The following is a 13705-nucleotide window of genomic DNA, read 5'->3' as shown; positions in this document are numbered from 1 at the left end:
ATATGAAAATAACTATGCGAAAAAAGCTGTCATTGCTGACCCGGCCTGTGAAATACATGTCGCTGTCACTGATGCTGTTAAGCTTTACCGGCCAGTTCATCCGTGCATCCGATTTAAGTGATTCATCGATCAAGGAAATCAAGATTTCGATCAAGGCAGAACACATGTCCCTGAAAGATATTCTGCAATTGATTCAGGAAAAAAGCGGTGTGGTTTTTGTTTACTCAGAAAGACTAGTTACTCCATATACTAAGCTAGTTTTATCCAGCAAAAATGAGACCGTTGCAAAGGTGTTAACCAAGGTTTTAAAGGATACGAACCTGGATTACAAAGAACAGAACGGGAAGATTATTCTCGTTGAGCGGGCTGTGAAATCCACTGTTTCGACCAGTCAGGTTGAAGCAGATCAGCCTTTGCGGAAAATTACCGGGAAAATTACGGACGATAAGGGAGAGGGCATTCCGGGTGTCAATATCGTTTTGAAAGGTACAAACACGGGAACTTCTACGAATATTGAGGGCGGTTTTCAGCTGGATGTGCCCGAAGCTACGCTGGGCGACAACGCGATTCTCGTTTTTTCTTTTGTCGGGTTTCAAACCCAGGAAATTCCGTTGGGCAACCGCAAGTTCTTTGAAGTGCAGCTGGAATCCTCTGAAAAACAGCTGAATGAAATTGTGGTGGTTGGTTATACGCAATTAAAAAAAGGTGCCGCAACCGGCGCGATTTCGAATATCAAAGCGGCTGAGATTACAAACCAGCACGGTGTCAGTTTCAGCGAAAAAATTCAGGGACTTACACCGGGACTTCAGATCTCTTCAAATTCAGGCGTGGAAGGCGGAAGTGTGCTGGTAAGGCTTCGCGGCGCTACGTCGATCAACGCAGGAAACGACCCGCTTTATGTTATTGACGGAGTTTTTATCAATAGTCAGTCGTTGCAGGGTGTAAGAACCGGTGGGCAGACGACCAACCCGCTGGCCGACATTAACCCATCTGATATCGAGAATATTGAAGTGCTCAAAGACGCGAATGCGACGGCGATTTACGGTGCGCGTGGCGCAAACGGAGTTATTCTGATCACCACCAAACGTGGTGCAAAAGGGGGTAAAACCAAGGTTTCGTTTAACACTTCACTTGGTATTGCCAAAGCACCGAAATTATGGGATTTGACGACTGGTCCGCAGCATGCCGAGATTATGAACGAACAGTGGATCAATGACGGGAACCCCGCAGCAACGCGGCCTTTTCGTCCGGTTAGTGAAGGAGGGCAGGGCAATCCAGCCGACCAGGGTACATATGACCGTTTGAACCTTGTTTTTCGTACCGCCATCCAACAATCAAACAATTTGTCGGTGACGGGAGGAAATGACAAAACCCAGTTTTATCTGGGTGGAGAGGTTACCAATCAGAATTCCATTTTGAAACTTCAGGATTTTCAGCGGCTTGGTTTCCGGGTTAATGTAGACCATAACATTAACAGCAAGGTTCAGATCGGTATCAGCACGTCGTATAGCGCCACCAAGCGCCAGCTTGCGCGGACAGGTGACACGGGAGGAATTTTAAATACAGGTTTGCATACGCCGACTTTAACACCGATTTATGCTGCCGACGGATCATACAATAAAAGTGAAAGATTCAATAACCCGTATGTGTTGTTTGAAAACAGTAACAACCATGCTTATGGCAAACACCTGATCGCGAACGGTTATTTTAAGTGGAATATCACCAATGACCTGACCTTCAAAAGTTCATGGAGCCTTGACGACAATTTTTACAACGAAGCCGTTTATTACAATGCCAATTTAACGGAAGGCAAGGCCACCAACGGAAGTGCAACCGATGCTACGACGCTGGATCGTACCTGGATTGCGGAACAGCTTTTGAATTATACCGCACCACTTGGCGAGCGTCATTTCCTGTCTGTTTTTTTAGGAAACACGTTACAGAAAAACCAGTTTCAGCGGTCAACCATAACGGGTACGAACTTCCCGAGCACACAGTTCACAACCATTTCCGCAGCTGCTATCACGACAGGCTCTAACACCGGCGTAACCAATTCGGGTCTGATGTCGTATTTCGGAGGGGCAAATTACAGTTTTGACAATAAATACAGCTTTGACGTTAATGTGCGTTCGGATGCTTCCTCGCGCTTTGGAGCAAAATATCGCTGGGGAACTTTCCCGTCGGCCGGAGCCTCGTGGAGAATCGGGCAGGAGGATTTTGTAAAGGATAACCTGACATTTTTGAATGACCTGAAAGTGAAGGCAAGCATAGGCTGGACGGGAAATCAGAGTATTCCTGACTTCGCTTCTCTGGGCCTTTGGTCGGGTGGAAATAACTATCTGGATCGGCCGGGTGTTGCGCCTGCGCAGCTGGGAAATGAGAACCTGAAATGGGAAACAACCCGCCAATGGAACATAGGGCTGGAAGGCGGCATTGCCAATAACCGTCTGAAATTTGAGTTTGATGTATACAACAAGTATACCACGGATCTGTTGTTATCGGTGCCTACGCCGGCAAAAACCGGGTTTTCTTCTTCGTACCAGAACTTAGGAGAGATGAGTAATAAAGGGTTTGAATTTCAGATCAGTTCTACGAATATTTCCAATAAAAACTGGGAGTGGACGACCAGCTTTAACGTGGCCCATAACATCAATACCATTGAAAAGCTGCCGATTTCCTTTACCCAATACAACCGCGACTGGGTGCGGCTTGAACAGGGTTCGCCGATGTATTCTTTCTGGTTGTACAAACAGCTTTATGTAGATCCGCAAACGGGAAACGCAGTTTATGACGACTCGCGTACCAAAGATGGAAAAATCACCACGGCCGACCGCCAGATCGTAGGAAATGCCTGGCCGGCTTATTACGGAGGTCTGAGAAATACGGTACGGTATAAAAACTTTGATTTCTCTGTCAACTTTTACTTCTCTCAGGGTAACAAAGTATTCAACATGAACCGCTACTTCCAGGAGCATGCCGGATCAAGGGGAACGTCCTGGTCGATGCTGGAAAGCATGATGGACAGATGGCAGAAACCGGGTGATATCACGGATATCCCGCGCGTGACGATTTTGCCTAACGAAGATGGTAGCTACAACCACAATTTCGAAAGCAGCCGCTTTATGGAAGACGGATCGTTTATCCGTCTGAGAAGTGCTTATCTGGGATATTCGCTGCCGAAAAAATGGCTTTCCAAAATTCGAATTGATAACGCCAAGGTGTATGTTAACGCGACAAACCTGCTCACGATTACCAAATATTCCGGGGCCGATCCGGAGGTGAATACTGCACAGGACATCGCCAATGCGACCGTTCAGGGGCTTGATTTTTCCATGCCGCCACATCCGCGCACCATCGAGTTTGGTATCAATCTTACTTTCTAATTCCTGTTTGACATTTTATGAGAAAACTTACATTTCATATCCGATATAACGTTGCCCTTCTGCTTGTTGCCGGTTTCCTGACCTCGTCCTGCGAATCGTATTTTCTGGATGTTGAGCCGCAGCAGTCTATTTCCGACAAGTCTGTGATCGTTGATGGTGCCACGGCAGAAACAGCGCTGCTGGGCGTGTATGATAAACTTCAAAGTGGTAATTATTATGGCGGTGACGGCTATCAGGCAGCCGCTTATCTGGCAGGCGGGGATAACCTGTGGGTGGGTACCCTGAACTATTATGCGACCTTCATCACCCATACCTACCGCTCTGATAACACACTGTTAAACAACGTATGGTATACGATCTATACGGTAGTGAACGGCGCGAACAATGTGATTGATAAAGTTGAAAAGCTTGAAAGCAAATCGATAACCGAAGCCCAGAGAAAGCAGTTTACCGGTGAGGCTTATGTGCTTCGCTCGCTGGCTTATTTTGATCTTGCCAGAGCCTGGGGCAATGTGCCGGTGGTGTTAAAACCAACAACGGCTCCCAATGATTTTGACGGTGTTAAGCAAAGTTCAAAAGAGCAGGTTTACCGCCAGGTGCTGGAAGATCTGACCAAAGCGGAGGGCTTGCTCAGTGCAACGACAGACCGTAACCGAATCACGCAAAAAACAGTTTTCGCCTTTAAAGCCAGGGTGCATTTGTATTTGGGAGAATATGAGAAAGCGGAGGAATACGCTTCCAGGCTGATCTCGGATACCAATTACGAACTGGTGAGCTGGTCTTCAATTATCAGCAGTAAAAATTCGAAAGAATCTGTTTTTGAGCTTGCTTACAGTACGGCAGACAAGAGTTCTCATTATGGTGCCTGGTCGAGCGATGGTTACAGAAACCAGTTTTGCCCTGCACCGTCACTTTTTAATCTTTTGCAGGATCCTGCGACGGGTGGTGAGAGAAAAGCTCTGATCAAAAATATTTCAACCCCGGCAATCCTCAATTACTTCGTACAGCTTCTTTACTGGCGTTCGACGGGAGATAACCCGACATACCTTTTCCGGATTGCCGAACAATACCTGATCAGAGCCGAGGCGAGAACCAAAAAAGCAAGCCCGGATTTGACAGGTGCGCTTTCTGATCTGAATGCAGTAAAGGCAAGAGCCAAGGTGGCTGCTTTTACTTCCTCTGATAAAACTTTGATTGAAAAAGCAATCGAAGATGAACGGAGAGCCGAATTTGCGTTGGAACCACACCGCTGGTTTGACCTGGTCAGGACAGGCAGGGCGGGTGTTGTGCTGGGTGTTTCGGACGCGAAGAAATGGATTTTTCCAATCCCCTTCAACGACCTGGCTGCGGACAAAGACCTTATTCAGAACGACGGATATTAAGCAGACATCATAAGCCTGAAAGGCTTGGTATTTCACAGACGGGCAGCGCCCGTCGATGGCCATCGATTTTATGAAAACAACACAAGCATGGAAAGGATACGAAAAGATCCTGTTTCGTACCGCTCTGATCTACTTTTTCATCCAGGCGTTTCCGCTTGACTGGAAATATTATAAAACGGTTGTAAGTATCAATTGGCTGGCTCCTCATTTTCAGGAGCTGTTCCGGCTGACGACTTACATGCCCTCGTTCATTTCTCCCGGAAGTATCTGGGGAATTGAAAGTTTTGTCAACTGGCTTGTTATCCTCATTATCGCAATCGCCGGCAGCGCGGTATGGAGTATCGCAGACAAAAAAAGCACGGACTATAATCAGTTGTATTACTGGCTCCGCGTATTGCTGAGGTACCGCTTGGCCGTGGGTATTATTGGTTATGGGGTATTGAAATTGTTCAAACTGCAACTGCCGGAACCGACACTGAGTGATTTACATACCAGTTACGGCGATTATCTGCCCTGGAAAATTTACGCGCTGAGCACCGGTATCGGTTCTGCTTTTTACGAGCAATCGATCGGACTGATTGAAATCATCGGCGCGGTGTTGCTGCTGTTCCGGAGGACGGCTACGATCGGGGCGTCAGTCATCATTTTTGTACTGACCAATATTGTGATCGCCAACTTTGCATACGAAATCGGTGAGCATGTGTATAGTGCTTATTTGCTGAGTATTGCGCTGTTCCTGCTGGCTTACGATTTGCCGAGGTTATACAGCGTTTTTGTAAAAAGGCAATTAACACGAGCCGCGGGCTTTAAACCTGTTATTGTCCAAAACTGGCTCAGAACGTTCCGAATCGTTTTGAAATCCTCGGTTGCACTGTTTTTTCTTTTTTACGGAGTGAAAACCTATGCCGGTTTGGCAGACAACTGGCCATTTCCCACGGAGGCTGGTTTAAGCAATGCTTATGGTTTTTACAATGTATCGGAATTCCGGATCAATAACCGTGAAATTCCTTATTCACTTACGGATTCGCTGCGGTGGAATAATGTGGTTTTTGAAAAATGGAACACGATCAGCATCAGGACGAACCGTTCTGCAAAAATTGATTTTTCAGGTACCACCGTGGATTATGCTTTGGAAAGAAACTACGAGTCTGCCGGAAACGCCGGAAGACATTTCTATGCTTATCAGGCTGACACGGTTTCAAAACAAATCGAATTGTTTGGTAAAAACGATAAGACGGAGAAACTGCACTTCCATTACGCACGGCCTGATGTTTCAACCATCATCCTTTCAGGGACTGATGCAGACAAGGATTCGGTACGTATTGTACTGACGAAGGTGGACAAAAAATACCTGCTGAAAGAAGGCCGTAGAAAACCGATAAAAATCAACTGATACATTAAAAAAGGCACCGTTATGTCTGAAATTCAAATAAGTCAGCCGTTGCGCAAACAGCGGAAAAAAGCGGAGGAAGTAAAACCGGTGCTTCCGCTTTGGGCACCCTGGGAAAGAGTACTATTCCGTGTAGCATTCCTGTTTTTTGCGATTCTTATCGTACCGCTGACTGTCGAGTGGTATACAAAACTTTTTACGGTAAAATCCCTGTTTGAGTTTTTCTCAACGTTAACGGGATATCGTGTCGATTTTGTAAAAATTCCCGGAGAAAGCGGGCGCTGGGGATTGTTCAGCTACGCAAACTGGGGAGTTGCATTGCTCATTGCGTTTGTCGGGGCTGCCGTATGGACATTTGCAATTCGTAAAAAGGAGCGGAAGGAATACAACGAACTTTATTACTGGATCAGAACCCTGGCCAGGTATCGTATCGGCATAGGAATCATCGCATTTGGATTTTTGAAATTGTTCCCGATGCAAATGCCTTTTCCATCGATCGGCAATCTGGAAGCGACCATCGGCGAATACACGGCTTATAAGATTTACTGGCAATCGGTTGGTGTTGTCATCTGGTACGAAATATTCCTTGGATTTATCGAGGTGTTCGCTGGTGCACTGATGTTTTTCAGAGCAACGTCGGTTTTGGGAGCCGTTATTAATCTTGGCGTTTTGTACAACATCGCCCATGCGAACCATGCGTATGACGGCGGCGTGCATGTGTATAGCGCCTATTTTTCGCTGCTTTCGGCGTTTGTGCTCGCTCATGAAATTCCCTATGTGTGGAAATTATTGATCAAGGAACAAGATGTCAATCCCGTAGAATATGTACCGGTTTACAGATTAAACTGGGTGACTTACAGTCTTGCCGGCCTTAAATATGCCGTTGTTTTCGGGTTTGTTTTTGTTTATGGCTGGATACGCTATGACATGCACTACAATCAGGGCAGACTGAAAGAGCCTAAAACCCCCGGGCTGGCAGGTGCGGCCGGCTTGTACAATGTGACTGAGTTTAAGATCAATAATAAAATACTGCCTTACACACCACTCGACACCGTTCGCTGGCAGCGTGTGATCTTCGAAAAATTCTCTACACTGATTTATGAGGTAAACCGCCCGGTCAGTATTTCGCTGGCAAACGGCACGCCGCAAACCAAAGACGTCGACCGGAGTTATGAACTCGCCGGCATTGGCGGAGGACGCAGGTTCTTTTACTATGACGCGGATACTTCCAAAAACATCCTTTTTCTGCAAGATAAAAACCGTGTAAAAAATGAAGAAGAATCGGGTTCCAGGGCGAAAAAGAGCGATTCGAAAACCGCAGCAAAAACGGATAGCATAGCTCCGTTGACCTGGCATTATCAAAGGCCTTCCAAAGACAGAATTATCATTTCAGGAATCGATGACAGAAAAGATTCCATTTATGTGGTGCTCGACAGGGTCAGTAAAGATTATGCCCTGAAAAAGCGCAGAAGGGATTATTACAGTGAAACCATTCAATCTAAATTTTAAAATTATGAAAGCAGTGTTTTTAAGTATTGCATTATTGTTGGCTGTATCGGTCAGTGTTTTTGCCCAGAGCAAATCCAATGTTAAAGCGGAGGAGTTTGACAAGGCTATTAAGCAAAAAGGAATCCAGCTTTTAGATGTGCGACGTCCGGCCGAGTATGAAGAGGCACATATCAAAGGCTCGACCCTCGCGAATTGGGAGGATAAGGCAGAATTTGAAAAACATACCCAGCATCTGGATAAAGACAAGCCGGTTTATGTTTATTGCCGCAGTGGCAAAAGAAGCAGCGCCGCAGCCGATTTCTTGTCCGGGCAGGGATTTAAAAATGTAGTCAATCTGGAAGGCGGAATTCTGGGCTGGAAGCATGAAGGAAAGGCAGTTGAGACGGGTACAAAGGCTCAGGGAACGGCGTCGGTTTCGCCGAAACCGTGATTTGGATTTATGATAACCTCCCGGAAACGCTTTGTCCGGTATAACTTTTTATCTCCTTAACTAAATATCCTGCCGGAACCATTTCCGGCAGGATATTTTAGTTAAAAACTCTATAATAAAAACGTTGAGAATTACAGCAGCAACAGCTTTCTGGTCACAACGCCGTGGCTGGTTTGAACGCGGATCAATAGCAGTCCATTGGGAAACATCGACAGATTTAGGGTTGATGCTTTCGACAGCAGCAGGATCCGACCTGAAAGATCAAAAACTGTTACCTGCTCGATATTGTCTTCGGTTTGAATGTGAGCTTGTCTGCCAGCGTCTGCCCACACGGTAATGTTCCTTGCCGGATCTTCGAAGTCAACAGATATTATTCGAGAATACTCCGTTTTTCCATCAAAATCGGTTTGGCGCAGGCGATAGTAGTTGATTCCGGCGATTGGACTTTTATCTTCCAAAACGTAATGCTGCGTTTGAGATACTGTACCGTTACCATCCACAAAACCGATTTCATTCCAGTTTAATCCGTTTGGGCTCCGTTCGACGTGAAATCCTTTATTGTTGATTTCACTGGTGGTACGCCAATGCAGACTTACAGCGGAATTGGCTTTTTGGGCAGTGAACGCGACCAATGTTACGGGCAGCGTAGAATCGTAAACCAGTTTGACTGCATTGGAAGCATAAACAAGTTTCCATCCGGGAGGGAGATTGGCAACGGAAAACGAACCCGATATCAACGTGGCACTGACAATGTTTACTTCATCAAGATTTGTAGGCGTATAGTTGACAGAAACCGTCAGTGTTCCTCCTAAGGTAGCAGTCCCGGTTACCGCAATCTGGTCAAAATTCACACCTGCTACGCCGGTTCCGTTTACTTCGATGTCCATATTGCTGTTGGAGAAATTCTGGCTATCGTTGAAAGTCAATTTTCCTGGTGAAAAACCGGGCGACAACGTTCCGCCGACGAGAACAAGGGCAGATGGCATGATTGTCCCTGTACCTTTTAATATCCCATTGGCATTATTGTTGAATTTACCGACCCCGCTTCTTGTAAGCATAAGTATGACACCATTTGCGGAGCCTATGCTAACGGTACCTGCGTTGTTAAATGTGCCAATCTGATTATAAATACCATCATGCGACCATTCAATCTTGACCTGTCCGCCTATACTATTTTCGAAAGTTGCCTGATTACGGATTCCGTAGTCCCCGGCGTAGTACACAGCTCCCGTGGTAATGCTTCCTGCATTTGTAAAAGTATTCTGGAAGTTTCGTAGCGCAGAACTGGTCGAGCGGTCGATGCGAATGTCTCCGCCAGCATTGTTGTTGAAAACAGACTCATTGAAGATACCATTAATTCCGATATTGTTATCCTTCCCGATGGTGATCGCGGCGGCATTGGTGAAGGTTCCGGCAGCATGATAGAGCCCGGTGTCATTGGAGCGATCGATACGGATATGGCCGCCCGTGTTGTTGTTAAATGAAGCACGGTTAACCAGGCCGTAAGTCCCGACGCTGGCTGTTGCTCCGATGATAATATCAGCCTCATTGTTGAAGGTTCCGTACGGGTTTTTCAACGCGATGTCGCTTGTGTTGTCAATATGGATATGCCCGCCCGTATTGTTGGAGAATAAGGCCTGATTTTCGATACCTGCACTCCCGGTCGCACCGATAGCCCCGATCGTGATATCCCCCGTGTTGGTAAAGGTCGCATTGGGAGAAGGCGTGTCGCGATTTGCGTGAAACAATCCTGCATTCGAGGCACGGTTTATCTTGATAGCACCGGTTGTGTTATTAAATGTTCCGGTATTTCTCACACCATAAATGCCAATACTTTGATTTGCGCCGATTGTGACATTTGCAGCGTTGGTGAAAGTTCCTGAAATATGATAAAGGCCAACTTCGGTGGTACGATCTATTCTGATACTTCCGCCTGCATTGTTGTTAAAATCCGACTGGCTTTCTATACCTGTCGTTCCGGCAGAGGCTACCGATCCGATGACAAGGGTTGACGTATTATTGAACGTTCCGGCTGCGTGGTATAATGCAGATCCGCTTGAACGGTCGATCTGAATGTTTCCACCGGTACTGTTGTCAAAGGTCCCCTCGTTTGCCAGTCCATGAATACCGGTGCTGCTGAGCGCGCCAATGGTGATGGCGGCTTTGTTGGTAAATGTACCTGAACTGTTGTAAAGTCCGATATCGCTTCCCTGATCTATTTTGATATCACCGCCAGCGTTGTTATTGAAGGTCGCAACATTACGGATACCCACAGTCCCAACACTGGCGGCAGCTCCGATGGTAATGGCTGCGGCATTGTTGAAGGTTGCGTGTGTAGATTTGAATTCGTCGGCATGGTTCACCAGGGCGCGAAGCGATGAGCGGTCAATGTGGATGTGCCCGCCAATGTTGTTGCTGAAAGTGGCCTCGTTCCAGATACCATGGAGACCTGTACTTTCCGAAGCTCCGATTACAAGTTCTGCTGCGTTGGTGAAGGTGCCGGCGGCATTATAAAGTCCGGTGTCAACAGCGTTATCAATTCGAATTTCCGCATTCGAATTATTATTGAATATTCCCTGGTTGACGATACCATAAGTTCCGACGCTCCCCGCCGAGCCCAGAATAAGCTCGCCGTTATTGGTTACAGTGCCGAGGTTGTTCAGACCAGTACTGAATGTAAATGGTATCTCATATGTGGCTTGCCCGTTAATAGTCAGGCTGCCGGTTGCGGTAATGGTCAGTGCACCACCCGTTTGAATAAGTACGGATTTGGCGAAGGCCACTGCGCCGCTTTGGATAACAGGATCATTTGTTACGTCAGGAATGATGGCGGCGTTGTCATTATCCGGTACTCCTGCCGACCAATTGGCCTCATTATTCCAGTCAGAACTCTCGCCGCCTGTCCAGGTGGTTTGTGCAAAGACACAGGTCACGGTCATTAATAACATAACCGGGAGGAGCAGCAATAACCGTGTGGATTTTCGCCAGGTCGTTGCGACAGATTGTATAATTTGTTTCATTTTTTCAGGGATTAGATTGACGGTTGCCCATTGACAGCCGACGATAGTCGACGGTCAATGGGCAGAAAACACGTTAATTTTTTCCTGGTTGAGGAATAATGCGCAGATATGGTTTGAGTGTTTTCCATCCTTCCGGATATTTTTCTTTAGCCTCTGCATCGGAAACCGCCGGAACGATGATGACATCTTCGCCATCTTTCCAGTTTACCGGCGTTGCAACGCGGTGTTCGGCGGTTAGCTGCATGGAATCCAGCACACGGAGTATTTCGTAGAAATTGCGGCCCGTGGTCATCGGGTAGGTGAGGTTAAGCTTTATCCTTTTATCAGGACCTACGATAAAGACCGAGCGCACGGTCTGATTGGTGGCAGCGGTCCGACCTTCCGACGTTCCCGGCTCTTCTGCCGGAAGCATATCATACAATTTTGCAATTGCCAGGTTGGGATCACCGATCATGGGGTAATTCACCGCATGTCCTTGGGTTTCCTCGATATCTTTTTCCCATTTTACATGGCTTTCTACCGGGTCTACGCTCAAACCAATCACCTTGCAATTTCTTTGCTGAAACTCGGGAGCAAGTTTTGCCATGTAGCCTAGTTCGGTTGTGCAAACGGGGGTGAAGTCTTTTGGGTGTGAAAAGAGAATAGCCCAGCCATCTCCAACCCAATCATGAAAACTGATCGTACCTTGCGTGGTATCGGCTTGAAAATCAGGAGCGATGTCATTTAGTCTGAGACTCATAAAGTTTTTCGATTAATGGTTTATATAGTAGAGTAAAGTTTTACTTTTTCATCGCCTATAGTAGCAGAAACGTCTTTTTACAGGTTTCGCACACATAGCTTTCAGGTTTGACGGCTCCGAACGAAATCACACGCGCCAGCCGTCCGGCGATGGATTTTCTATTGGAAACAACCAGATTTCCTCCGCAAGCCGTGCAACGGATTCCCAGTATGGTTCGTTTAATAATAATTTTATCCAGATCGATCAACGCCATAGTGCCTTCAAAAGTGGGTTGAAGCAGGGATATGGCCAAAAATTAGGGACGAACGTCTCTGATCCGGGACGAATGACGGGAGGTTTGGGAGGAAGGTGCGGGGGCGATTGATTGTTGAGGGGTGACGATGGAATGTTGACGATTGACTGTTGACCAATGACCATGGACGATTGACGCCCGGCCATAGTCAATCGTCATTTGAACGTCAGCGACTGTCCCTTGCTTATTTTCTTTTGAACATTCACCGTATTTCATGATCCGTTAGACGATGGCTAATTGTCAATGGTCCATCGTCATCGGTCAGGACCCCAAACTATTCCTGAACTTATTCATTTTTGCGAAAAGTTCTTCGGAGCGTTTATCGAAGGAGGCGAATTCCTCATGGGTGATATATTTTCTCCTTTCAGAGAGATAAAGACAGGTAACACATTCGGCCAATGAACGAATGGAGTATCCAACAAATTTCCTTTGCTCGGGGTTTGACTGGCCTATGGAACCCTCGGCGATATTCAATGAAACAGAATCAGCAGCTCTTTTGAATTGTTATGTAAGTGAAAACATTTCTTCTTTCGGAAATCTGCGGGTTAACAGATGAACCTCATCAGCAAATTCAATTGCCAATTTCCATATTTCCAATTTCTCAAATTTGAAGGGCATAGTTTATTTGACCGTTGACGAATGATAATTGACGAATGACGATTGAGCAATGACGATTGACGATTGCGGGGGAATGGCTAGGATCATAAATCGTAGTAGCTGTTTGACTAAAACACTCGTCTATGGTCACTCTTTCATCGTCAATGTTCTTCTGTCAATCGTCCATAGACAATGGTCAATCGTCAACGATCAATGATCAACCCCCCACCTTATCCCAAGTGCGTTGAAAAGCTCGTCGCGATAGGATTTGCCGATGGGGATTTTGATTTCCTGAAGAGAAAGCTCGTTTGGGAAGATATTCTCGATAAAACTGATGTTTATTGAGAAACGGCGATGGACACGAATGAACCGCTCCGGATCCAGCTGTTCCATAAAATCATTGATGGTAGAACGTACCATGATCCGTTTTTTCGATGTCAGGTGAAGAAGAACATAATTGGCTTCACTTTCCAGATATAACAGCTCATCAAAGAATATTTTTCTGAAAACATAACCGTCCTTCACAAACATAAAATTCCTGATTGGAGACGAAGCGTTGTTTTCTGATTTTAGTTCGATCTGGTTGCCGGTAAAGTTGCTGAATGCGATTTCGATGGCTGCGTACAGTTCTTCTTTCGTGAAAGGTTTAACAATGTACGCGTGTGGTTTCACCTTTTTTGCGCGGTCAATCGTTTCAATATCGCTGTTGGCTGTCAGGAAAATAAAGGGAATCCGATAGGTTTCGTTGATTTTTTCGGCCACATCAAATCCGTCTTTTCTACCGGCCAATTGTATATCCAGCAGCACAAGGTCCGGTTTTTGATTTTCAAGTAAATCCAGCGCTTCTGTGTAATTGATAGCCGGTCCGCAATGGGAATAACCAAGCTCTTCGAGAGTCCCCAAAATCGTCCGGGCAATGACGAGTTCATCTTCAATAACACCAATTTTTAAAACAGCCATGAG

Annotated in this window: 9 protein-coding genes and 1 pseudogene; 5 read left to right on the top strand and 5 right to left on the bottom strand. The window is 46.2% G+C overall.

Going from position 1 to position 13705, the window contains the following annotated elements; genetic code table 11:
- The first annotated feature begins 2 nt into the window (after positions 1–2).
- From M1L62_RS08355 to M1L62_RS08335, 5 genes are all read left to right on the top strand, one after another.
- Entirely contained in the window at positions 3–3383 is a 3381-nt protein-coding gene (locus tag M1L62_RS08355) for a TonB-dependent receptor (RefSeq protein ID WP_254412578.1), read from the top strand.
- A gap of 17 nt (positions 3384–3400) precedes the next feature.
- Positions 3401–4765, top strand: a complete 1365-nt coding sequence (locus tag M1L62_RS08350; protein WP_254412577.1) for a RagB/SusD family nutrient uptake outer membrane protein — start codon at positions 3401–3403, stop codon at positions 4763–4765.
- A 70-nt stretch (positions 4766–4835) separates the two neighbouring features.
- Positions 4836–6158 (top strand): DoxX family protein, encoded by a 1323-nt coding sequence (locus M1L62_RS08345; protein ID WP_254412576.1) that lies wholly within the window; start codon positions 4836–4838, stop codon positions 6156–6158.
- 21 nt (positions 6159–6179) lie between these two features.
- Positions 6180–7664 carry a hypothetical protein gene (locus M1L62_RS08340; protein ID WP_254412575.1) on the top strand — a complete coding sequence of 495 codons (1485 nt, stop codon included), beginning with the start codon at positions 6180–6182 and terminating at the stop codon, positions 7662–7664.
- Between the two features lie 4 nt (positions 7665–7668).
- On the top strand, positions 7669–8094 hold the full coding sequence (locus tag M1L62_RS08335) for a rhodanese-like domain-containing protein (RefSeq protein WP_254412574.1): 426 nt from the start codon (positions 7669–7671) through the stop codon (positions 8092–8094).
- A 131-nt stretch (positions 8095–8225) separates the two neighbouring features.
- Here M1L62_RS08335 and M1L62_RS08330 read toward each other — a convergent pair whose 3' ends face one another.
- From M1L62_RS08330 to M1L62_RS08310, 5 genes and pseudogenes are all read right to left on the bottom strand, one after another.
- The gene (locus M1L62_RS08330) at positions 8226–11114 is read right to left on the bottom strand and encodes a T9SS type A sorting domain-containing protein (RefSeq protein ID WP_254412573.1); all 2889 of its coding nucleotides are present in this window, start codon (positions 11112–11114) and stop codon (positions 8226–8228) included.
- Positions 11115–11187: 73 nt separating this feature from the next.
- The gene (locus tag M1L62_RS08325; RefSeq protein WP_254412572.1) at positions 11188–11853 is read right to left on the bottom strand and encodes a peroxiredoxin; all 666 of its coding nucleotides are present in this window, start codon (positions 11851–11853) and stop codon (positions 11188–11190) included.
- Between the two features lie 55 nt (positions 11854–11908).
- Positions 11909–12145 (bottom strand): hypothetical protein, encoded by a 237-nt coding sequence (locus tag M1L62_RS08320; protein WP_254412571.1) that lies wholly within the window; start codon positions 12143–12145, stop codon positions 11909–11911.
- Positions 12146–12406: 261 nt separating this feature from the next.
- Positions 12407–12637, bottom strand: a pseudogene (locus M1L62_RS29805) (four helix bundle protein); the annotation flags it as partial.
- A gap of 315 nt (positions 12638–12952) precedes the next feature.
- Positions 12953–13702 (bottom strand): LytR/AlgR family response regulator transcription factor, encoded by a 750-nt coding sequence (locus M1L62_RS08310; RefSeq protein WP_254412570.1) that lies wholly within the window; start codon positions 13700–13702, stop codon positions 12953–12955.
- Between the last annotated feature and the right edge of the window lie 3 nt (positions 13703–13705).

It is taken from the genome of Dyadobacter diqingensis, from assembly GCF_024220585.1.
Classification (GTDB): Bacteria; Bacteroidota; Bacteroidia; order Cytophagales; family Spirosomataceae; genus Dyadobacter; species Dyadobacter diqingensis.
The sequence above is the reverse complement of the archived record's forward strand: the minus strand, read 5'-3'. Positions and strand labels throughout refer to the sequence as shown.